Source organism: Weizmannia sp. FSL W8-0676 (assembly GCF_038593015.1).
GTDB lineage: Bacteria > Bacillota > Bacilli > Bacillales > Bacillaceae_C > Weizmannia > Weizmannia coagulans.
This window is the reverse complement of record NZ_CP151954.1, coordinates 2,042,227-2,068,949: the sequence shown is the minus strand read 5'-3', so window position 1 is coordinate 2,068,949 and position 26,723 is coordinate 2,042,227. Positions and strand designations below refer to the sequence as shown.

The 26,723-nt window shown below is 47.1% G+C and carries 27 protein-coding genes, 1 pseudogene and 2 other annotated features; of the genes and pseudogenes, 21 read left to right on the top strand and 7 right to left on the bottom strand.

What is annotated here, in order from left to right; all coding sequences use genetic code 11:
* Positions 1-13: 13 nt before the first annotated feature.
* From NST20_RS10225 to rplT, 11 genes and pseudogenes are all read left to right on the top strand, one after another.
* The gene (locus tag NST20_RS10225; protein WP_029142486.1) at positions 14-1,051 is read left to right on the top strand and encodes a glyceraldehyde-3-phosphate dehydrogenase; all 1,038 of its coding nucleotides are present in this window, start codon (positions 14-16) and stop codon (positions 1,049-1,051) included.
* An 82-nt stretch (positions 1,052-1,133) separates the two neighbouring features.
* Positions 1,134-1,637, top strand: a pseudogene (locus NST20_RS10220) (GNAT family N-acetyltransferase); the annotation flags it as partial.
* Between the two features lie 205 nt (positions 1,638-1,842).
* Positions 1,843-2,301: a transcriptional regulator NrdR gene (gene nrdR, locus NST20_RS10215; RefSeq protein ID WP_013859905.1), complete on the top strand. Its 459-nt coding sequence runs from the start codon at positions 1,843-1,845 to the stop codon at positions 2,299-2,301.
* Positions 2,302-2,315: 14 nt separating this feature from the next.
* Positions 2,316-3,713: a replication initiation and membrane attachment family protein gene (locus NST20_RS10210; RefSeq protein WP_342399390.1), complete on the top strand. Its 1,398-nt coding sequence runs from the start codon at positions 2,316-2,318 to the stop codon at positions 3,711-3,713.
* Complete coding sequence (gene dnaI / locus NST20_RS10205; RefSeq protein WP_029142485.1) at positions 3,710-4,654, top strand: primosomal protein DnaI; 945 nt, start codon at positions 3,710-3,712, stop codon at positions 4,652-4,654. The genes NST20_RS10210 and dnaI overlap by 4 nt, the downstream gene beginning before the upstream one ends.
* A gap of 126 nt (positions 4,655-4,780) precedes the next feature.
* Entirely contained in the window at positions 4,781-5,617 is an 837-nt protein-coding gene (locus NST20_RS10200) for a putative sporulation protein YtxC (RefSeq protein ID WP_195850587.1), read from the top strand.
* Between the two features lie 416 nt (positions 5,618-6,033).
* On the top strand, positions 6,034-7,956 hold the full coding sequence (gene thrS / locus NST20_RS10195) for a threonine--tRNA ligase (RefSeq protein WP_029142484.1): 1,923 nt from the start codon (positions 6,034-6,036) through the stop codon (positions 7,954-7,956).
* Positions 7,957-8,049: 93 nt separating this feature from the next.
* Positions 8,050-8,583, top strand: a complete 534-nt coding sequence (locus tag NST20_RS10190; protein ID WP_259299073.1) for an MFS transporter — start codon at positions 8,050-8,052, stop codon at positions 8,581-8,583.
* Between the two features lie 402 nt (positions 8,584-8,985).
* Positions 8,986-9,101 (top strand) — a sequence feature (ribosomal protein L20 leader region).
* Positions 9,102-9,172: 71 nt separating this feature from the next.
* Complete coding sequence (infC, locus tag NST20_RS10185) at positions 9,173-9,694, top strand: translation initiation factor IF-3 (RefSeq protein ID WP_162096694.1); 522 nt, start codon at positions 9,173-9,175, stop codon at positions 9,692-9,694.
* Positions 9,695-9,717: 23 nt separating this feature from the next.
* Positions 9,718-9,915 (top strand): 50S ribosomal protein L35, encoded by a 198-nt coding sequence (gene rpmI, locus NST20_RS10180; RefSeq protein ID WP_014097776.1) that lies wholly within the window; start codon positions 9,718-9,720, stop codon positions 9,913-9,915.
* A 33-nt stretch (positions 9,916-9,948) separates the two neighbouring features.
* Positions 9,949-10,302: a 50S ribosomal protein L20 gene (rplT, locus tag NST20_RS10175; protein ID WP_013859897.1), complete on the top strand. Its 354-nt coding sequence runs from the start codon at positions 9,949-9,951 to the stop codon at positions 10,300-10,302.
* Between the two features lie 57 nt (positions 10,303-10,359).
* On the opposite strand, the gene NST20_RS10170 is transcribed toward rplT, so the two are convergent.
* Complete coding sequence (locus NST20_RS10170) at positions 10,360-10,533, bottom strand: hypothetical protein (RefSeq protein ID WP_013859896.1); 174 nt, start codon at positions 10,531-10,533, stop codon at positions 10,360-10,362.
* A gap of 108 nt (positions 10,534-10,641) precedes the next feature.
* Between NST20_RS10170 and dut the strand changes: the two genes are divergently transcribed.
* Entirely contained in the window at positions 10,642-11,109 is a 468-nt protein-coding gene (dut, locus tag NST20_RS10165; protein ID WP_342399389.1) for a dUTP diphosphatase, read from the top strand.
* Positions 11,110-11,227: 118 nt separating this feature from the next.
* On the top strand, positions 11,228-11,746 hold the full coding sequence (locus tag NST20_RS10160) for a VOC family protein (RefSeq protein ID WP_342399388.1): 519 nt from the start codon (positions 11,228-11,230) through the stop codon (positions 11,744-11,746).
* Positions 11,747-12,092: 346 nt separating this feature from the next.
* On the opposite strand, the gene NST20_RS10155 is transcribed toward NST20_RS10160, so the two are convergent.
* The 3 genes from NST20_RS10155 to queC all read right to left on the bottom strand — a co-directional run bounded on the left by NST20_RS10155 (position 12,093) and on the right by queC (position 14,773).
* Entirely contained in the window at positions 12,093-12,647 is a 555-nt protein-coding gene (locus NST20_RS10155; RefSeq protein WP_013859893.1) for an NAD(P)H-dependent oxidoreductase, read from the bottom strand.
* A gap of 461 nt (positions 12,648-13,108) precedes the next feature.
* Positions 13,109-14,041 (bottom strand): 2-dehydropantoate 2-reductase, encoded by a 933-nt coding sequence (locus NST20_RS10150; RefSeq protein WP_342399387.1) that lies wholly within the window; start codon positions 14,039-14,041, stop codon positions 13,109-13,111.
* Between the two features lie 48 nt (positions 14,042-14,089).
* Positions 14,090-14,773, bottom strand: coding sequence for a 7-cyano-7-deazaguanine synthase QueC (gene queC / locus NST20_RS10145; RefSeq protein WP_257677581.1), 684 nt, complete (start codon positions 14,771-14,773; stop codon positions 14,090-14,092).
* 266 nt (positions 14,774-15,039) lie between these two features.
* On the opposite strand from queC, the gene NST20_RS10140 reads away from it, so the two are divergent.
* From NST20_RS10140 to NST20_RS10120, 5 genes are all read left to right on the top strand, one after another.
* Positions 15,040-15,237: a hypothetical protein gene (locus tag NST20_RS10140; RefSeq protein ID WP_013859890.1), complete on the top strand. Its 198-nt coding sequence runs from the start codon at positions 15,040-15,042 to the stop codon at positions 15,235-15,237.
* 125 nt (positions 15,238-15,362) lie between these two features.
* Complete coding sequence (locus NST20_RS10135; RefSeq protein WP_003353767.1) at positions 15,363-15,698, top strand: PadR family transcriptional regulator; 336 nt, start codon at positions 15,363-15,365, stop codon at positions 15,696-15,698.
* On the top strand, positions 15,691-16,386 hold the full coding sequence (locus NST20_RS10130; protein WP_342399386.1) for a DUF1129 family protein: 696 nt from the start codon (positions 15,691-15,693) through the stop codon (positions 16,384-16,386). Before NST20_RS10135 ends, NST20_RS10130 begins: the two co-directional genes overlap by 8 nt.
* A 418-nt stretch (positions 16,387-16,804) precedes the next feature.
* Entirely contained in the window at positions 16,805-17,176 is a 372-nt protein-coding gene (locus NST20_RS10125; RefSeq protein WP_207368916.1) for a hypothetical protein, read from the top strand.
* A 129-nt stretch (positions 17,177-17,305) separates the two neighbouring features.
* Complete coding sequence (locus NST20_RS10120; protein WP_207368915.1) at positions 17,306-17,959, top strand: hypothetical protein; 654 nt, start codon at positions 17,306-17,308, stop codon at positions 17,957-17,959.
* Positions 17,960-17,985: 26 nt separating this feature from the next.
* On the opposite strand, the gene sspI is transcribed toward NST20_RS10120, so the two are convergent.
* Positions 17,986-18,198 (bottom strand): small acid-soluble spore protein SspI, encoded by a 213-nt coding sequence (sspI, locus tag NST20_RS10115; protein ID WP_013859885.1) that lies wholly within the window; start codon positions 18,196-18,198, stop codon positions 17,986-17,988.
* A gap of 103 nt (positions 18,199-18,301) precedes the next feature.
* Here sspI and NST20_RS10110 point away from each other — a divergent pair, with 103 nt between their 5' ends.
* From NST20_RS10110 to pheT, 3 genes are all read left to right on the top strand, one after another.
* The gene (locus tag NST20_RS10110) at positions 18,302-19,057 is read left to right on the top strand and encodes an RNA methyltransferase (protein WP_342399385.1); all 756 of its coding nucleotides are present in this window, start codon (positions 18,302-18,304) and stop codon (positions 19,055-19,057) included.
* A 339-nt stretch (positions 19,058-19,396) separates the two neighbouring features.
* Positions 19,397-19,630: a binding site (T-box leader), on the top strand.
* A 48-nt stretch (positions 19,631-19,678) separates the two neighbouring features.
* Entirely contained in the window at positions 19,679-20,716 is a 1,038-nt protein-coding gene (gene pheS, locus NST20_RS10105) for a phenylalanine--tRNA ligase subunit alpha (protein ID WP_013859882.1), read from the top strand.
* 12 nt (positions 20,717-20,728) lie between these two features.
* Complete coding sequence (pheT, locus tag NST20_RS10100; protein WP_342399384.1) at positions 20,729-23,143, top strand: phenylalanine--tRNA ligase subunit beta; 2,415 nt, start codon at positions 20,729-20,731, stop codon at positions 23,141-23,143.
* A 942-nt stretch (positions 23,144-24,085) separates the two neighbouring features.
* Here pheT and NST20_RS10095 read toward each other — a convergent pair.
* Entirely contained in the window at positions 24,086-24,994 is a 909-nt protein-coding gene (locus tag NST20_RS10095; protein WP_013859880.1) for an NERD domain-containing protein, read from the bottom strand.
* A gap of 775 nt (positions 24,995-25,769) precedes the next feature.
* A complete protein-coding gene (gene rnhC / locus NST20_RS10090) occupies positions 25,770-26,705 on the bottom strand; it encodes a ribonuclease HIII (protein WP_342399383.1) in 936 nt (311 codons plus the stop codon).
* Between the last annotated feature and the right edge of the window lie 18 nt (positions 26,706-26,723).

The following is a 26,723-nucleotide window of genomic DNA, read 5'->3' as shown; positions in this document are numbered from 1 at the left end:
AGTTGTCTGCACTGTGGAAACAAAAATTGCGATTAATGGCCTCGGCCGCATCGGCAGGATGGTTTTCAGAAAAGCCATGATGGATGACACTTTAAATATTGTGGCGGTGAATGCCTGCTATCCGGCGGAAACACTGGCACATTTGATTAAATATGACACCATCCACGGCGTATTTCCGGGGGAAGTGGAAGCGGAAGAGGGAGAGGAAGCACTCATTGTAAACGGCAAACGCATCCGGCTTTTGGCGGAGCGTGATCCGGCCCGGCTGCCATGGGGGAAAATGGATATCGATGTGGTGATTGAAGCAACGGGAAAATTTAATGCGAGGGAAAAAGCCGCGCTCCATCTCCAGGCAGGCGCGAAAAAAGTGCTGCTGACAGCACCCGGAAAGAATGAGGATGCCACCATTGTTTTAGGGGTAAATGAAAACGTTTTAGATATCGAACGGCATCATATTATCTCGAACGCTTCCTGCACCACAAACTGCCTGGCGCCGGTCGCGAAAGTGCTTGATGAACAATTCGGGATTGTAAACGGCCTAATGACAACGGTCCATTCTTATACGAATGACCAGAACAATACCGACAATCCGCATAAAGATTTAAGGCGTGCCCGGGCCTGTGCCGAATCGATCATTCCGACGACAACCGGGGCGGCAAAAGCGTTAGGCCTTGTCCTCCCGCAGCTGAAAGGGAAACTGCACGGCATGGCGCTGCGCGTTCCGACCCCTGATGTATCACTGGTGGACCTTGTCGTCGATTTGAAAAAAGAAGTGACGGCAGACGAAGTGAACGATGCATTTAAGGCGGCGGCGAAAGGTTCGCTGAAAGGCATTTTGGACTATACAGAAGTGCCGCTCGTTTCTTCCGATTATACGACAAATCCGTATTCGGCCATTGTCGACGGCTTGTCCACGATGGTCATGGAAGGGCGCAAAGTCAAGGTACTGGCCTGGTACGATAATGAATGGGGCTATTCTTGCCGTGTCGTACAACTGGCGCAGCTCGTCGCAGAAAAAATGGAAGAGACCGGAAAAATCAATATTGCCTGACACGAACGGAGCAGAACCAGCCTGCTCCGTTTCCTTTATCGGGTAATTGTTGAAAACGGCTGGAACAGGGAGCCTAAACGCTGTTGGCCAATAGATGAATGATTTAATCGCTTTCCGGGCGCTGCTTGTTCCGCCTGTTGATGAAGAACACCTCGGGATTGATATCGGATTATCCGGCAGTGAATTGGCAAAAGTCATCTATCAGGAAATTTCCGTTGTGCTGCCGGCGTATCGCGGCAATCGTCTGCAAAAAATACTCGCCGGTGTGATTATGGAAGAACTCGGGAAGGAAGACCATTCCTTCCGCTATATTTGCTGTACGGTCGCGCCCTTTAACATGCCCAGTTTGAAAGATAAATTTGCACAGGGCATGCAAATTGCAGCCCTGACCGAAAAATATGGCGGCCTTACGCGCTATGTATTCGTGAAAGATCTGTACGAACCGGTTCCGCCAGCCTGCCGGGAGGTCACCCCAATCCCGATGAATGACTTCAGCGCGCAAAAAGAAAAACTTGCCGCCGGCTTTCGGGGAATTAAAATGGAAGAAAAGGAAAACAGGCTGTGGATCCACTACGGCCGGAAGTAAAAAATGGCGGTTCATAAAACGTCAGGGATCCTTTATGGCGGCGGAAGGAAGCCCGAGGCCGGCATTCGGTGCCGCAACAGGTACAGAAGCTTTCCAAAAACGTGCGGGGTGATTTTTCATCCCGTTTTTCTAATGGCAATCTGTTGTCTATTCGCCTTCTTTTATATATGATGGTAATAAGAATGTATCAGAACGGGGGGTTCATATGAAATGTCCGTCTTGCCATAGCAACAATACGCGTGTGATCGATTCAAGGCCGGTGGACGAAGGCCGTTCCATCCGCAGAAGGCGTGAATGCGAAGACTGCTCTTACCGCTTCACCACGTTTGAAAAAGTGGAAGAAACCCCGCTCATTGTCGTGAAAAAAGACGGCAACCGCGAAGAATTTAACCGTGAGAAAATTTTGCGCGGGCTGATTAAAGCGTGTGAAAAACGGCCTGTGTCGCTGGACCAGCTTGAAAAAATCTCCATGGAGATCGAAAAAGAAATCCGCAGGCAAGGATATACAGAAGTCAGTTCCACCCTGATCGGGGAAATGGTCATGGACAGGCTGTCAAAAGTGGATGAAGTGGCCTATGTCCGCTTTGCTTCCGTTTACCGCCAGTTTAAAGATTTGAATGTTTTTCTCGATGAACTGAAAGAACTGCTCAACAAGAATGCTTAAACGGAGTGCCTTTTATGAAACAGATATGGAATGAAATACAGCCGGTTGACCGTTACCGCGCATCGTCGAACGGCCTGCTCCAGGATTATGATCAAAAGGTCATTTCGCTCCTGTACCAGCCGTTAATCGGGCCGCAATGTTACAGCCTGTATATGACACTGTGGAATGAAGTGGAAGTCGGCCGGCTCTGGTCTGAAGACTGGAACCATTACCATCTGATGAGCTTTTTGTCCATGAATCTGTCCGAAATTTACGAAGCCCGGCTGAAACTTGAAGGCATCGGGCTTTTGAAAACATATATGAAACAAACGGACGACATCCGCATGTTTATATACGAACTGCAGCCGCCCCTGTCCCCGGAACAGTTTTTTAACGACGGTTTGTTAAATGTTTTCCTGTACCGGCAGCTCGGCAGGACACATTTCCTGCGGTTGAAAAACTTCTTTTCCGACCGTGCCGTAGAACCGGGCGAGTACCGGGACATCACCCGCTCATTCCAGGATGTGTATGCCGCAAAAATCGGCCCCGAAGTGCTGAATGACGCAGAAGCGCAGCAACTCAGCCGGCTGGAGGAAAACCGCCGCTATATCGAAAAAAACGCCGCCCCGGTCATTAAAATCGAAAACACCCATTTCAATTTTGACCTTTTATATGCAAACTTGCGTGACGACCTGATTCCGCTGCGCGCCATCACGCCGGAAGTAAGGGAAGCGATTGTCAAGCTTTCATTTTTATACGGTTTAAATGAACTAGACATGAAGAAAATTTTACTCCAGGCATTGACGGCGGACTTGGAAATCCGGGTGGAGGATTTGCGGAAAATCGCGCGCAGCTGGTTCCAGATTGAGCATCATGATGAACTGCCGCGCCTTGTTGACCGCTTCCAGCCAGAAACGGATGCGAAAGAACAAAAAGAGCCGGAAAACGATGAGGAGAAATTCCTCCGCTACCTGGAAACGACCTCTCCACGGCAAATGCTCATCGATTTTTCAGGCGGCAGCGAACCGGCGAAAGCAGATCTTGCCGCCATTGAAGAAGTCATGTTTGCCCAGCAGCTTCCCCTCGGGGTTGTAAATGTATTGATCCAATATGTTTTATTTAAAACCGATATGAAACTGTCGAAAAATTATTTGGAAAAAGTGGCCTCCCACTGGGCGCGCAAAAAACTGAAAACCGCTAAGGAAGCGATGGCGTTTGCCAAAAAAGAAGATCGCCAGTACAAACAATGGCTGAACAATAAAGAGAAAAACGGCACCGGACGGAGAAAGCCGGTCCGTGTTGAGAAGCTGCCGGACTGGTTTAAAAAAGAAGACCAAAAAACCGCTGCGGCCGCAGTCCAAGCCGATGGGGAGTCATTGGAAGAGAAAAGGAAAAGGCTTGAAAAAATACGTGAACAATACAAGAAAGGGTGAAGGCGGTGGAAAACATAAACGAGACGCTCAAAAGGCTTTCATCCAATCCCGGTTTCCGCAAGCGTTATGAAGAAATGAAGCAGGAAATCATCACGCATCCCGACGTCCGCGCTTTTTTGGATGCACACCGCGGCGAAGTCACAAGATCGATGATTGAAAAAAGCTGGATGAAACTGTACGAATTCATTTCACAGGAAAAAAATTGCAGCCGGTGCAAAAGCCTTGGCGAATGCGTGAATATGATGAAAGGGTATGTGCCGGAACTTGTTATTGAACATGGCAATATTGAGATCCACTATAAAAGGTGCCAGAAGAAAATATTGGAGGATGAGCGCAATAAAACGCGCAGGCTGATCCAAAGCATGCACATGCCGAAAAAAATACTGGCGGCATCCTTTGGCGATTTTTTCCTTGAACAAACGGGGCGCCTGGATGCATACGATTTTGCGCATCGCTTTGTCCGTGAATACGAGCCGGGCAAAAAAATGAAGGGGTTATATTTATTCGGCAATTTCGGCGTCGGGAAATCGTATTTGCTTGGTGCGATTGCGAACGAGCTGGCGGACCGGAAACAGGTCTCTTCTTTAATTGTGTATGTGCCCGAGTTTTTCCGCGAAATGAAGGATTCCATCGGCGACCACTCCACCGGGGAAAAGCTGGATATGGTGAAACAAGTGCCCGTATTGATGCTGGATGATATCGGCGCGGAAACGAACTCGAGCTGGACGCGGGATGAAGTGCTCGGCCCGATTCTCCAATACAGGATGCAGGAAGACCTTCCCACTTTTTTTACATCCAATTTCAGCTATGAGGATTTAGAATACCATTTCACTTATACCCAGCGCGGGGAAAAGGAAGAATTGAAAGCCGCGCGCATCCTTGAGCGCATTAAATATTTAAGCGTCCCTGTCCGGATGGAGGGGCCGAACCAGCGGGCCTGACCCTTATATGAAGGGGGCCCGCCTTTTTCATTTCGTAACGCTTTGCCGCCTTCTATTTGCCGGTGCCCCTTCATATACATAAGGTAAAGCAAACGAGCATGTTTTACCGTACAGGGGGGGCTTGGATTGGAATTCCTGATCAGGGACAAGGATGATGCATTATGGATAAAAGCATATTTTGCAAAGGAAAAAGGGCGCGCTGTGAAAATCCGGGAAGCAGTGCTACATGGGAAAATACATTATGTGGTGGAAGCGGCCGGCAGTAAAAAGGAACTGCAGGCGGCCGTTGCAGATTTTATCATGAAGAAAAAAAGAAACGAGTGGATTTGCAATCAATTGCAACAAGCCTATTTTTTTCGGGCGAAAGAAGAGCAAAACCGGATACTCGAAATCGTGGCCGGCATGCTGAAAGGAGAGCGGCCGGAGCTGACGGATCTGGCGGGCGGGATTGAAGAACGTGCCGCCATCGAAGGGGCGGTCGCACCGCTGGTTGGCGAATCGCGCACATTGCCGCTCGCTTCCGTGCTGACGTTCCGCTTAAAAGGCTATTTTGACTGCCTTGACCGATACATCGGTATTGCGATTGACGAATACAAAATGGAACAGGAATACCAGATTTTTGTGCAAAGCTTGAGGGATTACTTGAAGCAAAAAGAACCAAAAAGAGAAAAAATAAAGCTCTGCCTCGGGGAACAGGTGAAATTTTACAACGGCCAATTCCGGGAAATGACGAGGGAAGAACTGGATGGGCTGATTGACCGCAGGCTTCTGTCCAACCACCCTGTCTATATTGACTCTGTCACGATTGCTCCGCTTTTATCGATTGCGCCTGCCCGCATTGAAATTTATACGGATACCCCGGACCATGCTTTGATCCGTACGATATGCAATATTTTTGAAGAACGGGTGGCCGTGAAAAGCCGGATGCACTTTATGCACGATCAGCTCGCCGCCAGCGAATGATAAAAAGGGGGCCTTGAAGCGGGGCAATGCAGCACGGCAACAAAATCCATCGGCTATCCCTTGATTTTTTCATTGCAAACTTCTATAATTACTTACATAATCAATTGGAAATGAAAAATTCAATGTGATGACGAGGACAACAGGATTCTGTTACCGCCTTTCAGAGAGGAAAGCCCCAGGCTGCAAGCTTTCCGGCACGGGCAGGATGCTTACCGCCTCCGAACTTCAGCCGTGAACAAAATAAGTAGCGGCTGGCGGATATTTCCGTTATCAAACTCAAGCCGTACGTGGAGACGTGCGGAAATGAGGGTGGAACCGCGTGTACAAAACTCGTCCCTTGCCGGGGACGGGTTTTATTTTTTTGCTTTGTTCTTGCGGCCACCCGCGTTGACATCATTTTTAAAGGAGTGGGACATATGGCAGAGATCGTAAAAATCACATTTCCAGATGGCGCTTTAAAGGAATTTCCATTTGGGACAACAACGGAAGAGATTGCCCAATCGATCAGCCCGGGCCTCCGAAAAAAGGCGCTCGCCGGCAAACTGAACGGCAAACTGCTCGATTTGCGCACACCGATTGAAGAAGACGGCGCAATTGAAATCGTCACCCCTGAGCATGAAGATGCGCTTGGCATTCTGCGCCACAGCACGGCACATTTAATGGCACAGGCTGTCCGCCGCCTGTATGGCAATGTCAAGTTTGGCGTCGGCCCTGCAATTGAAAACGGATTTTATTACGATATGGATCTTGACGCGTCGATCACGCCGGAAGACTTGCCGAAAATTGAAAAGGAAATGAAAAAAATTGCTGCGGAAAACCTTGAAATTGTCCGCAAAGTCGTATCCCGTGACGAAGCCAGAAACATATTTGCGAATGATGAATACAAGCTTGAACTGATTGATGCGATTCCGGACGAAACGGTCACGGTTTATGAACAGGGCGAATTTGTTGACCTGTGCCGCGGCGTCCATGTGCCGTCAACCGGAAAAATCAAGGAATTCAAATTATTAAGCATTGCCGGTGCATACTGGCGCGGCGACAGCAACAACAAAATGATGCAGCGCATATACGGGACGGCTTTCTTCAAGAAAGAGGATCTCGAGGCCCATTTGAAATTCCTGGAAGAAGCAAAAGAACGCGACCACAGGAAAATTGGGAAAGAACTCGAACTTTTCACGAACTCGCAAAAAGTCGGACAAGGCCTGCCGCTCTGGCTGCCAAAAGGCGCAACGATCCGCCGCATCATTGAACGGTATATTGTCGACAAGGAAGTCAAACTCGGCTATGACCACGTCTATACGCCGGTGCTTGGCAGCGTGGACCTGTATAAAACGAGCGGCCACTGGGACCATTACCAGGAAGATATGTTCCCGGTCATGAAAATGGACAATGAAGAACTCGTGTTGCGCCCGATGAACTGCCCGCACCATATGATGGTGTATAAAAATACGATCCACAGCTACCGCGAATTGCCGATCCGGATTGCCGAACTCGGGCTCATGCACCGTTATGAAATGTCAGGTGCACTCTCCGGCCTGCAACGGGTGCGCGGCATGACACTGAATGATGCCCATATTTTCGTGCGCCCGGACCAGATTAAGGAAGAATTCAAGCGCGTGGTTGAACTGATTCTTGAGGTCTATAAAGATTTCAACATTACCGACTACTCGTTCCGCTTGTCATACCGTGACCCGGAAAATACGGACAAGTATTATGATGATGATGAAATGTGGAACAAGGCACAGGCGATGCTGAAAGAAACGATGGATGATTTTGGTTTTGACTATTACGAAGCGGAAGGCGAAGCCGCATTTTACGGCCCGAAGCTCGACGTCCAGGTCCGCACGGCGCTTGGCAAAGACGAAACATTGTCAACCGTGCAGCTTGACTTCTTGCTCCCGGAACGGTTTGACCTGACGTATGTCGGGGAAGACGGCAAGCCGCACCGCCCGGTTGTCATCCACCGCGGCGTTGTTTCGACAATGGAACGGTTTGTCGCTTATTTGATCGAGGAATACAAAGGGGCGTTCCCGACATGGCTGGCACCGGTCCAGGTACAAGTGATTCCGGTATCGCCGGATGCCCATTATGACTATGCGCGGAAAGTCCAAGAAACGCTTAAGTCTGAAGGAGTCCGCGTTGAACTGGACGACCGCGATGAAAAACTGGGTTACCGGATCCGTGAAGCCCAAGTGCAAAAAATCCCGTACGCACTCGTTGTCGGCGACCAGGAAGCTGCCGACAACACGGTCAATGTCCGCAAGTACGGCGAGAAACAAACGGAAACGGTGCCGGTCGACACCTTCCTCAGCAAGATAAAAGAAGAAATAAAACGGTAAAACAGACAAGAAATCACGCACCCTGCAGGTTTGCAGGGTGCTTTTTGTAGTAGAATGGAGTAAAAAGTTGTTTGCATAGGGGGGTGAGGCCCAATGGACTTGTTTCGGAATCGTCATTTTCATGCGCTGTTTTTTGGCAGGCTGTTCACCAATATCGGGGATAGTGTTTATGGGGCTTTGGCGGGAGCGGCAGGCGCGGATAGAATCAGCCGGATATTTCCGTTTGGCAAAATATTGGCTGCAGGCTTTTTGCTTTCCGGGTTGTCCTGGCTTTTCATGATTTTATTGAGCAATGTTTCGATACGGTATGTTTATACGCTCATGTTTGTTTCCGAATTATCCATTGGCGCCATCAATGTTTTGTTTTCTGCCATTTTTCAGCAATTGCCTGATGAACAAATGTTAGGGCGGGTCAATACCATCAATGTGAGTTTGCTATCGCTTGCCATGCCTGCAGGATCATTGATCGGCGGCGTGATGGCCAAGATTACTTCTGTCCAGCTTACCATGAGCTTTTTTGGAATAGGGTTGTTTGTCCTGGCACTGTTTTATATGGGAAGTGGAAGAATGAGAAAACTGCCAAAAGTTGTGGAGATTGACCATACGTATGTGAAATTATGCAGATAAAAAAGGAGATAAATGGAAGGTACAACCATCATTCAGAAAATTGGATTGAAACCGGTGACATGGTTAGGAGGGGAAAATGAAAAATTGATTTACATTTGATCCAATTTCCGTTCATTTTATATAAAATGCCGCTCTCTTGCCTACCGAAAAAAGCATGTAAATAGATGCTCAGGCTTGATGTAAAAGCTTTATTTTTAGAAGCTTTTGTTTCAACAAAGACAAGCATTTTCATTAAGCACTTCAGAGAGGAGACCAAAAAAACACTTGCGATTTCTCTGCCGTTTTGATAAAATAACGCATGTTGAGCCAAAAAAGAAAGTTAGACAGATTTTCCGGGATTCTTGCAAATTGACATGGATACGGTAAAGTGATACAATAATTGAGTGGAATTGAATATAAGTTTGTGAAAAGAAGGAGCAGCCCGCTTCTCACCTGTTGACGCAATTGTGCAGTTGCCAGGTATCTATTGATGATTATGACTATAAGCGCGGGTGTGTTCCCTGCGCTTTTTTTCGTGTGCAGTACGTTCAGGGCTTTTTCGCAAGCGATATATTCACACGTTTGTTTGAAATTATCTTGGAGGTGGCTCATTATTAGCAAAGACATGATGGTGAACGAAGGCATTCGTGCCCGCGAAGTCCGTTTAATCGGCCAAAACGGTGAACAGATGGGGGTTAAATCCCGGAACGAAGCATTGGAGATTGCGGCACGTGCCAACCTTGATCTTGTACTTGTTGCGCCAAACGCAAAACCGCCTGTTGCCCGCATCATGGATTACGGAAAATACCGTTTCGAGATGCAGAAAAAAGACAGGGAAGCACGAAAAAAACAAAAAATCATTAACGTAAAAGAGGTTCGTTTGAGCCCGACCATCGAAGAACATGACTTTAATACAAAACTCCGCAATGCCATTAAGTTTTTGGAAAAAGGCGATAAGGTAAAAGCCTCGATCCGCTTTAAAGGCCGCGCCATTACCCATAAAGAAATCGGGCAGCGTGTCCTCGACCGGTTTGCAGAAGCATGTGCCGAAGTCGCCACGGTCGAATCCAAACCGAAAATGGACGGACGGAGCATGTTCTTAGTGCTTACACCAAAAACAGAGAAGAAGTAACGCCAACTTAAGGAGGACTAATCATGCCAAAAATGAAAACTCACCGCGGCTCTGCCAAGCGTTTTAAGAAAACCGGCTCCGGCAGCCTGAAACGTTCCCACGCTTACAGAAGCCATTTGTTCGCAAATAAAGTGACAAAACAAAAACGCCAGCTGCGTAAATCAACGCTTGTATCCGAAAGCGACATGAAACGCATCCGCCAAATGCTCGACAATCTGTAAGAAAACAAAGCTTTCAATTAGGAGGAAAAGATTATGCCACGTGTAAAAGGCGGTACAGTTACCCGCAGACGACGCAAAAAAGTTCTGAAATTAGCCAAAGGTTATTATGGTTCAAAACATACATTATTTAAAGTTGCCAATCAGCAAGTAATGAAATCCTACATGTATGCGTATCGCGACCGTCGCCAGAAAAAACGCGATTTCCGCAAACTGTGGATTACCCGTATTAACGCTGCGGCAAGAATCAACGGCCTTTCCTACAGCCGTTTGATGCACGGTTTGAAACAGGCCGGCATTGAAGTGAACCGCAAAATGCTTGCCGACCTCGCTGTGAACGATGCACAAGCATTTGCCGAACTGGCAAACAAAGCAAAAGCAGCATTATAATCAAAAAAACAGAGCTTCCGGCATGCCGGGGGCTCTGTTTTTTTAAAAGAAAAAGCATCATAAATTTTCCGTTTGCTGTCTGATTTCTTCCTGGTTCAAGGTTTCGTTTGCAGCTTCCAAATTGGCATGTTCGTCCACCGATTCGCCCGGCTGAAATTCTTTTTGGTCAGATGCGATGGTCATTTCAGGCTCAGCCGGAATTTTTGGCATCTTTTTCGTCATTTCACCCAAGCATAGTCCCCCTTCTGGTAAAAAATTTCCGGATTCCCCGGAAAAAAGTAAAAACCTGTTTTAGTTTGATATAATCATGGAAGAACTATACGCAAAGGAGTTATTTCAATGGATGATGTCTTAAAAGTAAAATTATTGCATCCTGACGCACAACTGCCGCAAAGAGCCAATCCCGGAGATGCAGGGCTTGATTTATATTCCATCGAAGAAAAAACCATTGCGCCGGGGGAAGCGGAACTGATCCGTACCGGCATTGCAATCGAGCTGCCGCGCAGAACAGAGGCGCAGGTCAGGCCGAGAAGCGGGCTCGCTTTAAACCACAGGGTCACAGTTTTAAACAGCCCGGGTACGATTGATGAAGGGTACAGAGGAGAAATTAAAGTCATTTTAATCAACTTTGGAAAGCAACCGTTCACAGTTGAAAAAGGGATGCGAATCGCCCAAATGATTATCGCGCCCGTAATGTCTGTCACCGTCACCGTTACGGAACAGTTAGCAGAATCCGAAAGAGGGGAAGGCGGATTTGGGTCCACAGGATTGGCCGCGTTAGAGTGGATGGACCACAGCAATTTCTAAACGGCACGGCAGCTAAAATCCGGAAATGGCGGGGCTTGTGAAACAGGCGGATCCATATATACTTCTGAAAATTTCCGTTATAATAAATCGCATGAATGTGATGCTGGAGGGGAAAACGATGGCAAAATTAGACCAAACACACCTGCGCGGTGCGAAAACAGCAGCCCATAAAGTAAACCCTGACATGGCATTTGCCTTAGATGTCGGCATTACAGGCGATACGCCAGGAATGACCGAAAAAGAATCACTCAGCAAAATGGGCGCAGGGCCGCAAATCATGTTTGAGTTCAAAAACAATGAAACACCTGACAATCATTTTGAGTACTGGAAAACGGGCATTTTCCATTATGCCGTCCAGGACCCAGATGTAGAAGGGCTCGTGGAAAAAATAAAGGCGCACGGGGGCAAACAACGGATGCCGGTCCGCGAATATTACCCGGGGAAAAAGCCTTACCGGATGGTCTACTGTGAAGATCCGTTCGGAAACTTAGTGGAAATTTACAGCCACAGTTATGAATTGACATATAACCCGATGGTCAATCAAGTGCTCCCACGTGAGGAACTGCCGGCCGGTTTGAAAACCTTAAAAGGCCGCCACGTACGCGGGAAAATCATTGTCAGAATGCATGAAGCATGATTCTAAAAGCGCCGCTTCCGGACTTGCATACGTTAAGGTCCTGAGTTTGGCCGGATTTGGTTTATTCCCACTCATCAAAACAGGCAGTGTGGCCACTTTCATGTGATCATACTGTCTGTTTATCATTAGCTGACTTTAAATTGATTCAATTCGGTATCCAGCTTGCCGGCCAGCTCCTGCGTTGTGAACTAATCTCTGTGAAGGCCCGCTGTTCCTGGCCGGAAAAGACATTTCTCCCGATTTTCAACTGCTTTTAAACGATCAAGGAATGGCACAGGGGCGAAAAACAGCGGGCCCCCTTTGGCGAAAGGGCATCCCGCTGTTTTTCAGCTTCCGATATGGAACATCAGCCTTTGTACTTTTTAATCAAATCAACAAATGCATCTGTAAAAGATTGCAGGAACTGGACTGTGCCTTCATTTACAATCTTGCCGCTTTCATCAAACAGTGCAGCCACATTGCTGATATAAGCTTCAGGCTGCTGGAGGATCGGCATGTTCAAACAAACAAGCGACTGGCGCAGATGATGATTGGCGCCAAACCCGCTCAAGTTTCCAGGGGATTGGCTGATGATTGCCGCCGGTTTTCCATTCCATACACTTTGGCCGTACGGGCGGGAACCAACATCGAGGGCATTTTTTAAGACAGCCGGGACGGAACGGTTATATTCCGGTGTGACAAACAGCACCGCATCGAGCCATTTTACTGTATTCCGGAATGCCGTATACTCGGCCGGAACCTGGTTATGGTCATCAAAATCCTGATTGTATAAAGGGAGATTTCCAATCTCGATAAATTCTGTTTCATATCCTTCAGGAAAAAGGTTAGCTACATTTTCCGCAAGTTTTCTTGAAAAAGATGCTTTCCGCAAAGAACCAAGCAAAATTCCAACTTTTGTCATTTTATCGACCTGCTTCCATTTATATTTTATGTTAGATAATGATAAGTAAACCGCACCAGAAAGTCAAAATTTCCGCTTGCTATGTTGCTGTGCCCTAAGCCGGCTGGTGGTTTCCTGATTTCTGGTGACAGCAAAAGCAATCGAAGGCCAATCTGACATTTCCCGATTACAGTATTGACCATTCTTCTTCATGATAATCAAAACGAAAATCTTTCTTTATACAGCGCGTATCTGCATAAAAGATTACCTATTGGCTTTGCTGGATTGGAATACATGAGAACAACAAGCATTAACGAAGAAAAAGGTGGATTCTGGACTGGAGAGGGAAACATCAATCGAAGATATTTACGTTTTGTTCTGCCATCAGACCGTTTTCCTGGCCTTCACTGCAAACAACAGGCAAGCGTATCCCATACCAAAAAGGGAGCTTTCCGGAAAGCTCCCTTTTTTGGTATTCTGCTTCAATGCACTGGGGCGTAAGTGCTTTCGATTTCCCGGATGCGCCGGTTCAGTTCCTCGTTAACCGGAACTTGAACGCCATATTTTTTGCCGAGTTTGATGACGGTTCCGGAAAACAGGCCGACTTCGCTGTACCGTTTTGCCTCCACATCCTGCGCCATTGACGGCTTGCCGGCAGGGCTCAGGTTTCCGACCACTTTCAGCCAGTAACGGAGATCTTCTTCCGTAAGCGGAAACCCTTCTTTTTCGGACAATGCCATTACTTCCCGCATGGCGGCAATCATCATCTCGCGCGCAGGGCCGTCTTTTTGGATTTCGCCGTAATTGCTTTTGTAAACGGCGACGGTCTGGTTGACGCCGACATTGAGCATGAACTTGCCCCAAAGCCTTTTCATCATTTGGGTATCGGCTTTGTATGGCAAATCCGTTTGCTCAAAGAAACGGGCCACTTTTTTCATTTTGTCCGAAAATATGCCCGGCTCTTTTTCCCCGAAGCAAAGCATGCCCATATGCGCATATGTCAGCCGGTTTCCGGTTTTGACGGCATCCATCCCCTGGGCGACACAGTATAACATTTTGTCCATTCCATATGTACGGCCAATGATTTCTTCACTTGAGATCCCATTCAGGGCAGACAAAATCACTGTATCCGGCCCCACATGCTGTTTAACTGCTTCAACTGCCTCATCCAGTCCGTTGAATTTGACCGTAAATAGCACCAAATCCGCTGGCTCCACTGTTTCTTCTGGTGTGGCATAGTGAAAGCGGCATTTTTCGCCGTTACAGTAAACGCCTTCCCGCTCATACCGTTCAATGCGCTTTTGGTCGGCGATGATCCGCAAGTTTTCCGCCGGTATTTTTTTCGATAAATGATGCCCGAATAAAATCCCGAGCGCGCCGAGCCCAATGATCGATACGGTTTTGATTTCAGCCATTCCCCCGCCTCCTTTTTTCGTTATTTTACCACAATTCCAAAGAAACTGTCATTCAGGCTGCCCGTTCCGGATGGCCAGGTATTGTTCCAGCCCTCTTTTTCGCAATTTGCACGCCGGACATTCCCCGCAGCCGTCAGCGATGATACCATTATAGCAGGTCAGCGTCTTTTCACGGACAAAATCAAATGCCCCGAGTTCATCCGCGAGCGCCCATGTTTCTGCTTTGTTGCGCCACATCAGCGGCGTATGAATGACAAACTGCTGGTCCATTGAAAGGTTCAAAGTGACGTTTAAAGATTTGACGAAGATATCGCGGCAGTCCGGGTAACCGCTGAAGTCCGTTTCGCACACACCGGTTACGATATGCCTTGCGCCGATCTGGCTGGCAAGCACCCCGGCAAAAGAGAGAAACAGCAAATTCCGCCCGGGCACAAACGTATTCGGAAGCTCCCCGTCAGCCCCTGCTTTCACGGTCATGTCTTCCCTCGTCAGCGCGTTCGGGGCGAGCTGGTTCAACAGTTGCATATCAAGAATATGCTGTTTTACCCCGAGCTCTTCCGCTATATTTTTTGCACATGCTATTTCAAGACGATGGCGCTGCCCGTAATCGAACGTAACGGCTTCCACTTCCTGAAACTTTTGCTTTGCCCAGAAAAGGCAGGTGGTGCTGTCCTGGCCGCCGCTGAAAACAACGACTGCTTTTTCTTTTTTCATTGATAATCGTCCTTTCACGCAAAACAGCACCGAAAAAGGATGCTGTTTTCTTAGTTTTTTAGAGAGGGTTTCCTAAAAACCTCTGCCATAAATGAGGGGTTCTTCCCAATTGATTATACCATGGAACAGGCGCCATCTTTTAAAACATCCGTGCTAATCCCAAAACACGTCTTTTCACATAAATGCCATAAACAGCCGGCTTTGCTATGATCCAGATCACAGTTTTCGCCCGGACCATTTTTTAAGATCATCATAGTGATTATCTTTATTTGGGAGGGACGGCTATGAAACGATATGTGCAATTATTTTTCATGTTTGCGGTGACGGTGCTCATTGTAATGGGCATCCAGAAAGGGCTGAGCACACTGAATGTGTTAAACCTTGAAAACTTTTGGGCAAATTATGTGGTATTTTTAATTTTGGCTTATATGATTCTGTCCTTTTTCCTTCATTATTTTTCCAAGCGAAAAAAGCAATCATAACATTTCTCCAGCGGTTTGCCTGCCGCTGGATTTTTTTATTGTTTTTTGCTATTTTGCATTGCAAAGTAGTTCGTTTTTTGATAAACTAACTTGCATAACAAAGTAGTTGAAATGGGGGTGGAGGGATGTCCATTCGAAGCCAGTTACTGAAAGGCATTTTAGACGGCTGTGTGCTGGCTGTGATTGAAAAAGAACCGGTTTATGGCTACATTCTTTCAAAAAAACTTCAGCAAATAGGCCTCCAGGAAATTAGCGAGGGGACGCTTTACCCGGTTCTGTTGCGCCTGCAAAAGAACGGCTGGATCCATGGAGAGATGCGACCATCCGATTCCGGGCCAAGCCGCAAGTATTATGAATTAACGGAGAAAGGAAAATCCGCGTTAGATGAGATTACAACAGAGTGGCAGCAAATCGCAGCCCCTGTTCAACTTTTATTGAAAGGAAGAAGTGAGGATGCTTAGTGTAAAACAGTTGATTGAGGAAAACAACCGTAAACGGCAGAAACTGGCACCTGAGAACAAAAAATTTTACAACGATCTGCTTGACTACCTTCGCCTGCAAACCGTTTTGTCCGAGCAGCAAACAGAAGAAGTGCTGATGGAACTGCTTGACCATCTGCTCGAAGGCCAAAAAGAAAACAAGACAGCTGCGCAAATGTTCGGCGGTGACCCGAAAGCATTTGCCGACGAAATCATCAGGCAGCTGCCGAAAGAAAACAAACGCAATATGGTTTCTTTTACAATCAGGATAATGATCTTGCTTTTGGGGATTGATTTGGTCATTAATGGCATTACTGCTTTTGTTGTTGAACGGTTCTTTTCCAGACCTTTGCTGCCGTTTTATCCTGTACCCGCGGCCCTGAACTTTTTCATTGCCGGGCTATACGTGATCTTTGCCATTTGGTATATCTTTCGTATCTTGAGAAAGAGTTTGTTTAAGGAAAAGACAAAAAAGGTGCAAATCCTAACTTTTTTGAAAATATATGCCGTAATCTTTGTTTTTCTGGGCGGCGTTATGTTGCTGGATAAATTCATGCCAAAAATCGGCCCGTCCTTTTCTTATCCGTGGTGGTTGCCGCTCGTTTTAGGTGTGGTGAGTTTAGGGGTTTACTATAGCTGGGAGAAAGCAGCAAAGTCCCGGGGGATATAGTTCTAGCGTGCAATAAATCTGTTGTTCAAAAGCCCGTGTGCGGTTTCGCCACGGGTTTTGCATGCGCCAGCTATGCTGCACGCAATTGCAAAAAAACAGCGGGGATCGTGAAAGGTTCTTCATCAGATTGATGAAAGACAAAACGGGCAACCAGTATTCTCGAACTGTCCCTCATTGAATTGATGAAGGACAAAAAAATAAGGTTGCAACAGTGAACTGTCCTTCATTGGGTTGATGAAGGACAAAAAGGGCCTTCAAATTTCCCTCCGGGGTCAATTGATGATCTCATACACGTGCTCCTTTCTGTATACAATTGTATACGAATTGTCGAGAAAAAATTGATAACAAACAGAAATGATAGATAGTAGGAAAAGCAATCTTTGTGATATACTATTTGAAAAAGGAAGGAGGTAAAATGATGGATGAGGTTTTGCAGCAAATTCTTCATGAATTGAGAGATTTAAAAAGTGATGTGTCCGGTTTAAAGAGCGATGTTTCCAGTTTGAAAAGTGATGTGTCCGGTTTAAAGAGCGATGTTTCCAGTTTGAAGAGTGATGTTTCCAGCTTAAAAGCAGGGCAGGAACGCATTGAAACGAAAGTAGACAACCTTGCTTTGGAACTGCGAAGCAATTTTAAATTCACAAACGATAAACTGGAAGAACATAAAAGCATTTTTACAGTTGTTTCAAATGAAATCAAAGGCATTAAGGGCGATATTGAGTTTCTTAGCGGGAAATCCGGCAAGCATGACACAGAAATTAACCATATTATGAATATGTTAAGAGGTTAATGTACATGCACCCAACCCGGGGGCTTTTTGTTTCTACAAGTAGGGCTTGCTGAACGAATCAAATTTGGCTTGTATCTGACCAAATTTGATTCGTTCAGCCAGCCCATAAATAGAGCACGGGGGGATGTAGTGAAAAAATTAACCGAAGAAAAATTTTTGCTCATTTTAAATGCTGATGCGAGAAGCCGGTTGCTGACATTTTCCGATCTGCGGAAATTTTTATGCGCATTGTTTGTTTATTCTTTGGTGATGATCGGAGTCGCATACAAATTTGTAAATGGCGGAAATATCGGATGGGAAAACTTGTCTCCTTTTTGGCAACGGGTATTTCGCCTTGAAATCCTGTTGTTTATCGTGCATGTACTTTCAATCCTTTTATCTATTCCGAGCCGTCCTTTCAGCTGGAGGTTCTCAAGTATTGCCGCCGTTATTTTTATGTACAAGGCTGCGTTTGACGCATTTGTTGCATTTATGATGTTAGCAAAAGACAAGCATATTGATGATGTTTATGTCTGGACGGCGCTGTACAGTATAGCGGCTTGTGTGCTTTTTCATCTTTTCTTTCTTTATTTTTGGATCAGAAAAAGGATCCATCTGCAGGAGATCGGCAATCTAGAGGTAAAAACGTACAACAAGGAAATAAGCGCTTCTATTATCGGATTTTTTGTCGTTTTGTCTTCCATTCAGTTAAACAAAGTGCCGATCGGTTACGGCCGGCATAAAAGGAATCTAGCATCCTTCATTGCAACTGTAAACGGGTTGGAAAAGCCGGTGCACATATAAAAGGAGCGGCTCTTTCCGCTCCCTTGTTACATCTGTCCCAGCCCCTGCTCGAGCGTTTCCAGCATCATTTTTTGTTCCTGTGTATCCGCATGGTTCCAAATGATTTCAAAGAGGACGCCGAGCCCCGGGAGCATTTTTTCTTCGCCCCTTTGAATGGCATCGACAATCGTATCTTTTAACTGATCCTGCGTGTCATCTTTTACATTGTGAATGACTGCTTTCCGCAAGTCCAAATCCATTTCGGTTCAGCTCCTTTGATCGTTTCACTGCTAGCATTTCACATGGCCACTATTTTTATGTATACTATTCCAAGGAAAACTTAACGAAAAGGGAGCAAACACGTTGAAATACATACAATCCTTGCAAAATCCGCAAGTAAAGCATTGGAAAAAACTCGCCGCGAAAAAAGAACGCGAAAAAACATTTACTTATTTGCTGGAAGGGTTCCATCTTGTCGAAGAAGCGCTGAAAGAGGAAGTGGTGGCAGAAATCATCGTTGAAGAAGGCGTAGACCTGCCAAACCGCTGGAATACGGAAGGGGTGCCGGTGATAACTGTCACGCATGAAATCAGCAAAACACTTGCCGATACAGAAACGACGCAAGGCATTTTTGCCGTGTGCCGGATGAAAAAACAGCCGTCCAAAATCATCGGCAGGCGTTATCTTTTAATTGATGCCGTGCAGGATCCTGGCAATACCGGCACGATGATCCGGACGGCGGACGCAGCCGGGTTTGATGCCGTTATTTTCGGCAACGGCACGGCGGATCCGTACAGCCCGAAAGTGTTGCGTGCGGCACAAGGAAGCCATCTCCACGTCGGGCTTTTAAAAGGCGATTTAAACATGTGGATTGAAAAACTGAACGAAGCGGCAGTGCCGGTTTACGGAACAGCGCTTGAAAACGGCGTAACTTTTCGCGATGTAAATCCAGGCGATGCCTTTGCGATCCTTGTCGGCAATGAAGGAAGCGGCGTACACCCCGGCTTGCTTGCGCAAACGGAACAAAACCTGTCCATCCCGATTTTCGGCAAAAGTGAGTCGCTGAATGTTGCGGTGGCAGCCGGCATTTTAATGTATGACTTTGCAATGCGGGCGTAACCTTTGGCGGAAATAATGGATGCCACCTTTGCTGCCCCGTGTTTGAGGCAGAAAAGCAGGCCTTATCCATGCGGTGAACGCGGCACCAGAAGAAGATGAAAAACAGCCGGCACCATTTTTCAGGATAGGCGCCAAAAGGCAATCGAGGCAGACGATTTTTCATGAGGGCGGCTGCGTTGTTTGGCCAGGATAAACAGGGACAACCGCGTGGCCAAAGCGTCCATTTATTGCGGAAAACGGGAAATATTCCGTGCCAAAACGGCCGGGCCCATGCCTATTGTCACTTTCCGTTTGAAATTGCGGGCATTTCCCGCTATAATAAAAAATAACTGAAAAATGATAAAAACCATGACAGGGAAAAGTAGTTTGATCTTCGCCATGCAGGGAGAAAATGCCGCAGACTGGAAGCATTTTTATGGGGAAATGAAGCGAAGTTCACCCCTCGAGTTGCCGCTTGGACCATTGCTTGCAATGTAAAGGCGGGACGGTTAAAAGCCGTTATTGAAATGAAGCGAACATAATTTAGTTATGTTAACTAGGGTGGTACCGCGAACCATTAGCCTCGTCCCTTTTCCAGGGCGGGGCTTTTTTAACGCCCAAAACCTAAAGGAGGTACAAAAAATGGAAGAAACGTTGAAAGCACTGCAAACCGAAGCGCTTGCCAAAATTGAAGCGGCTGCTGATTTAAAAACGCTGAACGGGATCCGTGTCGCCTATCTCGGCAAAAAAGGCCCGATTACGGAAGTTTTGCGCGGCATGGGGAAGCTGCCAGCGGAAGAACGGCCGAAAATGGGCGCGCTCGCCAATGAAGTGCGTGCCGCCATTCAAGCAGGTATTGAAAAGAAACAGGCGGCATTGGAAGCAGAAGCCGTCGAGAGGCAACTGGCATCCGAAAAAATTGATGTCACGCTGCCGGGCCGCCCGGTAAAAGCAGGCAGCCACCATCCGCTTACAAAAGTCATTGAGGAAATCGAAGACTTGTTTATCGGGATGGGCTATACCATTGCCGAGGGGCCGGAAGTGGAAACCGATTACTACAATTTTGAAGCGCTGAACCTGCCGAAAGGGCACCCGGCACGCGATATGCAGGATACCTTTTACATAACCGATGAAATGCTGCTTAGGACCCATACTTCACCGAACCAGGCGCGGACAATGGAAAAGCATCACGGCAAAGGGCCGGTCAAAATCATCTGCCCGGGGAAAGTGTACCGCCGCGACAATGATGATGCGACACATTCCCACCAGTTTATGCAAATTGAAGGGCTGGTTGTTGACGAAAACATCACGATGGCCGATTTAAAAGGGACGTTGGAAGTATTTGCGAAAAAATTATTCGGCGAAGACCGCGAAATCCGGCTGCGCCCGAGCTTTTTCCCGTTCACCGAACCGAGTGTTGAAATGGATATTTCATGCAAGATGTGCGGCGGGCACGGTTGCCATGTATGCAAAGGCACCGGCTGGATTGAAATTTTGGGCGCCGGCATGGTCCACCCGCGCGTATTACGGATGTCCGGCTTTGATCCGGAAAAATATACCGGTTTTGCATTCGGCATGGGGCCGGAGCGGATTGCGATGCTGAAATACGGCGTTGATGACATCCGCCACTTTTATACAAATGACATTCGTTTTTTACGGCAGTTTTCCGTACAAGAATAAGGAGGGTCAAACATGTTTGTTTCATATAAATGGCTGCAAGAATATGTGGATTTGGACGGCATTTCGCCGGAAGAATTGGCTGAAAAAATTACGCGGACCGGCATTGAAGTCGAAAGCGTGGCATTTAAGGGGGAAGGCATTAAAAATGTCGTTGTCGGGCATGTATTGGAAAAAGAAAAGCATCCGAACGCCGATAAATTAAACAAATGCCTGGTCGATATCGGGGAAGGCGAGCCTGTCCAGATTATTTGCGGCGCGCCAAACGTCGATAAAGGGCAGAAAGTTGCTGTTGCCAAACCGGGCGCCTGGCTGCCGGGGCATGTGAAAATCAAACGTTCGAAACTGCGCGGCGAGGAGTCGAACGGGATGATCTGCTCGCTGCAGGAACTCGGTGTTGAAAGCAAGCTCGTCCAAAAAGAGTACGCAAACGGCATTTATGTGTTCCCGGATGATGTGGAAGCGGGGCAGGATGTGCTGCCGCTTTTAGGATTGGATGACACCATTATCGAACTGGGCCTCACCCCGAACCGGGCGGACTGCATGAGCATGCTCGGTGTTGCTTACGAAGTGGCGGCGATACTCGGGAAAGATGTGAAATTGCCGGAAACAAAAGTGCAGGAAGCAGCCGATAAAGCTGCTGATGCCATTTCGGTCCGCGTCGATGCAAAAGAAGCGGCGCCGCTTTACACATTAAAAGTCATCCGCAATGTGAAAATCGGCCCGTCCCCGCTCTGGATGCAGGCACGGCTCATGGCAGAAGGAATCCGCCCGCACAACAATGTGGTCGACATTACGAACTATATTTTGCTCGAATACGGCCAGCCGCTGCATGCGTTTGACTATGACAAGCTCGGTTCCAAAGAAATTGTCGTCCGCATGGCGCATGAAGGGGAAAAGATGGTGACGCTCGATGGCCAGGAGCGCACGTTAAAAGACGTCCATCTTGTCATTACGAGCGGCACTGAACCTGTCGCAATGGCCGGTGTCATGGGCGGCGCCAATTCAGAAGTAACCGAAACGACGGCAAACGTGCTTTTGGAATCCGCCTATTTTGATGCCGGAACGATCCGCGCGGCTTCAAAAGACCACAGCCTGCGCAGCGAGGCAAGCAGCCGCTATGAAAAAGGGGTTGATCCGAACCGCGTCCTGCCTGCATCAGAACGGGCCGCCATGCTGATCAGCAAATATGCGGGCGGGGAAGTGCTCGCCGGGACGGTTGCCGAAAACCATTTGCATATTGAGCCGGCTGTTGTCACCATTACGCTGGAAAAAATTAACCGTGTGCTTGGAACGCAAATTTCAGCGGAAGAAGTGCTCCGTATTTTCAAACGCCTCCGGTTTGAAGCATCATGGGAAGACGGCCGTTTTACCGTTATTGTGCCGACCCGCCGCGGCGATATTACGATTGAGGAAGATCTGATTGAAGAAGTGGCGCGCCTGTACGGCTATGACCTGCTGCCAAAGACATTGCCGGCGGGCAGGGGAACGCGGGGCGGCTTGAACGCCATCCAGCAAAAACGCCGCGCCACGAAACGTTTCCTTGAAGGAGCGGGGCTGTACCAGGCAACCACGTATTCTTTAACAAGCGAAGAAAAAGCACACCAGTATGCGCTTGAAAAACGCGAACCGGTCCGCGTCGCCATGCCAATGAGCGAAGAACGCAGTGTGCTGCGCTTAAGCCTTTTGCCGCATCTTTTGGAATCTGTCGCGTATAATGTCGCGCGTAAAAACGAGTCGGTTGCATTGTATGAAGTCGGCAATGTCTTTTTAAAAAAGGCGGACGGGGCACAGCCGGAAGAGCAGGAACACCTCGCCGGCGCCATCACCGGGCTTTGGGTTGCCAACTTGTGGCAAGGAGAAAAGAAAGCAGTTGATTTCTTTGTGGCAAAAGGGATTTTGGAAGGCCTGTTTGAAAAACTCGGGGTCTCAGGCGCTGTTTCCTACCGCGCGGCCGCATTTAACGGGCTGCATCCGGGAAGGACAGCCGAAATTTTGCTGGACGGGGAAGCGATTGGTTTTGTCGGCCAGGTGCATCCGAACGTGCAAAAAGAACTCGATATCAAAGAAACATACGTGTTCGAACTGAAACTGGAGCCGGTGTACGATTACCCGGCCGAACCGGTCCAATACCGGCCGATCCCGCGCTTCCCGGCCATCACCCGCGATATTGCGCTTGTTGTCGACCGCGATGTGGAAGCAGCCCGGCTGCAGGCAATCATCCGGGAGGCCGGCGGAACCCTTTTGAAATCCGTTTCGATTTTTGATTTATATGAAGGCGGGCATATGGAACCCGGCAAAAAATCAATTGCCTTCTCGCTTACTTACTTCGATCCGGAACGTACATTAACGGATGAAGAAGTCGTCGCCCGGCATGAAAAAGTGCTGGATGCGGTAAAAGAAAAAGCAGGCGCAGTACTACGGGGCTAATCCCAAGAAAAAAGAAGAGGCTTAAAGGCCTCTTCTTTTTTAGTGCAAAAATCAAAGCGCTGTCTATGTGAAGGAAGCGCGGAAAATTGAGGGTCTTTCTTCACATAGTAGAGCCCGTCTATGTTAAGAAAGCGCGCAAAAATGAAGATCTTTCTTAACATAGAGGGCGTCTACGTTAAGGAAGTACGGAAAAACGAAGGCCTTTCTTAACATAGAGCCCGTCTAAGTTGAGGAAGCGTGGAAAAATGAAGGCCTTTCTTAACATAGAGCCCGTCTACGTTAAGGAAACACGGAAAAACGAAGGTCTTTCTTAACATAGAGCGCGTCTAAGTTAAGGAAGCGTAGAAAAATGAAGGCCTTTCTTAACATAGAGCCCGTCTACGTTAAGGAAACACGGAAAAACGAAGGTCTTTCTTAACATAGAGCGCGTCTAAGTTGAGGAAGCTTGGAAAAACGAAGGTTTTTCTTAACATAGAGCGCGTCTAAGTTAAGGAAGCGTAGAAAAATGAAGGCCTTTCTTCACATAGAGCGCGTCTAAGTTGAGGAAGCTTGGAAAAACGAAGGTTTTTCTTAACATAGAGCGCGTCTAAGTTAAGGAAGCGTAGAAAAATGAAGGCCTTTCTTCACATAGAGCGCGTCTAAGTTAAGGAAGCGTAGAAAAATGAAGGCCTTTCTTAACATAGAGCCCGTCTAAGTTGAGGAAGCTTGGAAAAACGAAGGTCTTTCTTAACATAGAGCCCGTCTAAGTTAAGAAAGCACGGAAAAACAAAGCGCTTCCTTAACATAGAGCGTTTCTACGTTAAGGAAGCAAGCCAAAACGAAGGTCTTTCTTAATATAGGCCATGTCTATTACATTAAGATCCACCATAAACCAACGGGCTCTTTTTTTAACCATTGTTCTTTAAAATTATGCATGCATCCCTATTCCTGTAATCAAAGGTGTCAACAATAATAAGCCCAACGTCCTTTTCCCACGGTTTTAAAATGATCTTCCAGCACCTTTCGAATGCTGCTGTTAGACTCGATAATTTTACACCATTCTTTCATCATGGCTGTCGTCATCTTTTGTTCCGGAAACAAAAGCCGAAACTCTTGGATGGTTCGAAATATAGCGGAATAAATGTCTTCCTCTTGGCCGCAATTCCTGCATACAATATGCCTTCCCTCAGCGTTACATGCAAATGCCCCGCATGCCGTGCATATGATACCTTTTCGCAACTGTTCAAATTTATATGTCGGTAGTTTTGTATAGGGCGTTTTTTCCATATGCAACGACAGCAATTTATCCGCAAGTTTTTTGTGTTTGCCACTCAACTTTGACGGGAGTGTATTTAATTCTTTAAAGAACCGGTTGAGTTGGGTTGGAAACAGAATGGGTAAATTTAAAGGGGCTTGATACAATGTGAATTCTGGATGAATAAATACAACGAAGGCCGTAACGGAAAGGCTTAATCCGAGTGAATGAATTAGTTGACGGAAAAGGGATTCACACCGTTGCAATTGAATAAGGGGATTGCTGACTTCGGATTTGTTTTTTCGATAATAAATTCTATCTCTATCTAAATAAAAATCTCCTTCATGATTTTTCACTTCAAATAAGAAGGCCGTTTCGTCGGTGATAACCAATGCATCAATTTGAAATGTTGTATTGGTTACCGAGAGACGTAAATCATTTAACACGAGGCAATCACATTTCAGCTTTTCCGTATACTTGTCAAATTGGCGTTCCCCTTCAAAGCCTTTCTCAAGGTTCAGATAGTATTGCCTGTCTTTTTCTTCAAGTTCTATCCGTCTGTTTAAGAATCTTAAAGTAAGCAACTCTGTTGATTCTTTGCGGGCTTTATAAAGCATAGTTCACATCCTTTCTAAAAATTCAAACTACAACTCTATTATAATTCATTTTTTACAAGTTTCAAGGGTTTTTCTAACAACTTGAGCAAATGATCAGGTGTATTTTAATTTTACAGTTTTCTGAATTTCGATTCCTCTCTCTACTAAAAAATTCCCGTAAATAGTCCCGATAACTTGAGGAGCACCTATCCTGAAAATATGCGCTTGCTCATTTTTATTCTTCCACTAGTGCCAGTTAGAAGCGGGCACGGACAAATATTAAGAAAAAATCAGCGTGCCTTCCCATAGAACGTGTCTACGTTAAGGAAGCGCGGAAAACTGAAGACCCTCCTTCACATAGAGGTCGTCTACGTTAAGGAAGTAAGCAAAAACGAGGGCCTTTCTTCACGTAGAGCCCGTCTATGTGAAGGAAGCACGGAAAAACGAAGGCCTTTCTTAACATAGAGCCCATCTAAGTTAAGGAAGCTTGGAAAAACGAAGGTCTTTCTTAACATAGAGGGCGTCTACGTTAAGGAAGCGCGGAAAAACGAAGGTCTTTCTTCACGTAGAGGTCGTCTACGTGAAGGAAGCAAGCAAAAACGAGGGTCTTTCTTCACATAGAACGCGTCTATGTGAAGAAAGCACGGAAAATTGAGGGTCTTCCTTCCCATAGCCCCCGCCTACGCTAAGTTACGCAGAAAAATGCATCCGTTTTCTTCGCTTAACGTCCCTCCTCGTTCGCCTTTCCTTCAAAATTTATCGCCTATCGTCACCCCATGGCTTTTCCCACCATCCTTTATTTCACGCCCGCGATCCGCTTTGCTTTTTCCGTATTGGCGAAATGCAGTTTGACAAAATGCGGCAGCGCGGCCATGCCTTTTTCCTTGATGAGCCGCGCGGCAGCCTGGTCCACCTGTGCGCCGGCGCCCTTTGGCAAAACAAAGCCGGCTTTTTTGCTTAATTTTTCTAACTCCCGGACAAAAGCATAGCGTGCGAGAATGGAAGCGGCTGCAACCGCAAGATGGACGCTTTCCCCTTTTGTGCTGAAATAGACGCCGTCGCGCATGACGATTTTTTCGTTTTGCAAATACCGGTAATACGTGGATGCTTCCGCGAACTGATCAATTAAAATTGCATCCGGTTTTGCCGGCGCAATTTTTTGGGCGGTATTGTACAAAGCCCGGTTATGGAGCAATGCTTTCATTTTTCCTTGCGACATGCCCGATTGTTGGAGCCGGTTGTATTTTTCGTTCGGCAAAATGAGCAGGCTGTACGGAATAAAGGTGAGAAGCTCTTTCGCTATTCCGGCAATCTGGCTGTCTGTTAATCCTTTTGAATCTTTTACGCCCAGTTCTTTTAAAAGCGGGAGCTGCCCCTTTTCGACGTAACAGCTGACAACCGTAATCGGCCCGAAAAAGTCGCCTGTCCCGACTTCATCTGACCCAATGACGGAAAGCTGCCCGATATTAGGAGGCTGCGGGTTGCCGGAAGATTTTGCGCGCCGGGCGGCATCCGGCTTCTTTTCCGGCGGCTGTCCCCATTTTGACGCTTCCGTTTCTGCGGTCGGCCCTTGAAATAAAACTTTTCCGGACTTATAGCCGGTAATGGAGCAGCCCGGTATTTTTGCGGCAAAAACGGCGCCGGGCGGAACTTTCCCCGTCAGGCTGTTCTGGTAAGATTGTTTCATTTTTTGCATGGTTGAAGCAGAAACGACAATGACAGTGTTTTGCATTTTGATTCCTCCGGCAGT

What these genes read in the sequence shown, in the direction of transcription:
- nrdR (WP_013859905.1), top strand. Translation starts at nt 1,843, where the DNA reads ATGAAATGTCCGTCTTGCCATAGCAACAATACGCGTGTGATCGATTCA.
- NST20_RS10210 (WP_342399390.1), top strand. Translation starts at nt 2,316, where the DNA reads ATGAAACAGATATGGAATGAAATACAGCCGGTTGACCGTTACCGCGCA.
- thrS (WP_029142484.1), top strand. Translation starts at nt 6,034, where the DNA reads ATGGCAGAGATCGTAAAAATCACATTTCCAGATGGCGCTTTAAAGGAA.
- NST20_RS10190 (WP_259299073.1), top strand. Translation starts at nt 8,050, where the DNA reads ATGGACTTGTTTCGGAATCGTCATTTTCATGCGCTGTTTTTTGGCAGG.
- rpmI (WP_014097776.1), top strand. Translation starts at nt 9,718, where the DNA reads ATGCCAAAAATGAAAACTCACCGCGGCTCTGCCAAGCGTTTTAAGAAA.
- rplT (WP_013859897.1), top strand. Translation starts at nt 9,949, where the DNA reads ATGCCACGTGTAAAAGGCGGTACAGTTACCCGCAGACGACGCAAAAAA.
- dut (WP_342399389.1), top strand. Translation starts at nt 10,642, where the DNA reads ATGGATGATGTCTTAAAAGTAAAATTATTGCATCCTGACGCACAACTG.
- NST20_RS10160 (WP_342399388.1), top strand. Translation starts at nt 11,228, where the DNA reads ATGGCAAAATTAGACCAAACACACCTGCGCGGTGCGAAAACAGCAGCC.
- NST20_RS10155 (WP_013859893.1), bottom strand. Translation starts at nt 12,647, where the DNA reads ATGACAAAAGTTGGAATTTTGCTTGGTTCTTTGCGGAAAGCATCTTTT.
- NST20_RS10150 (WP_342399387.1), bottom strand. Translation starts at nt 14,041, where the DNA reads ATGGCTGAAATCAAAACCGTATCGATCATTGGGCTCGGCGCGCTCGGG.
- NST20_RS10140 (WP_013859890.1), top strand. Translation starts at nt 15,040, where the DNA reads ATGAAACGATATGTGCAATTATTTTTCATGTTTGCGGTGACGGTGCTC.
- NST20_RS10135 (WP_003353767.1), top strand. Translation starts at nt 15,363, where the DNA reads ATGTCCATTCGAAGCCAGTTACTGAAAGGCATTTTAGACGGCTGTGTG.
- NST20_RS10130 (WP_342399386.1), top strand. Translation starts at nt 15,691, where the DNA reads ATGCTTAGTGTAAAACAGTTGATTGAGGAAAACAACCGTAAACGGCAG.
- NST20_RS10125 (WP_207368916.1), top strand. Translation starts at nt 16,805, where the DNA reads ATGGATGAGGTTTTGCAGCAAATTCTTCATGAATTGAGAGATTTAAAA.
- sspI (WP_013859885.1), bottom strand. Translation starts at nt 18,198, where the DNA reads ATGGATTTGGACTTGCGGAAAGCAGTCATTCACAATGTAAAAGATGAC.
- pheS (WP_013859882.1), top strand. Translation starts at nt 19,679, where the DNA reads ATGGAAGAAACGTTGAAAGCACTGCAAACCGAAGCGCTTGCCAAAATT.
- pheT (WP_342399384.1), top strand. Translation starts at nt 20,729, where the DNA reads ATGTTTGTTTCATATAAATGGCTGCAAGAATATGTGGATTTGGACGGC.
- NST20_RS10095 (WP_013859880.1), bottom strand. Translation starts at nt 24,994, where the DNA reads ATGCTTTATAAAGCCCGCAAAGAATCAACAGAGTTGCTTACTTTAAGA.
- rnhC (WP_342399383.1), bottom strand. Translation starts at nt 26,705, where the DNA reads ATGCAAAACACTGTCATTGTCGTTTCTGCTTCAACCATGCAAAAAATG.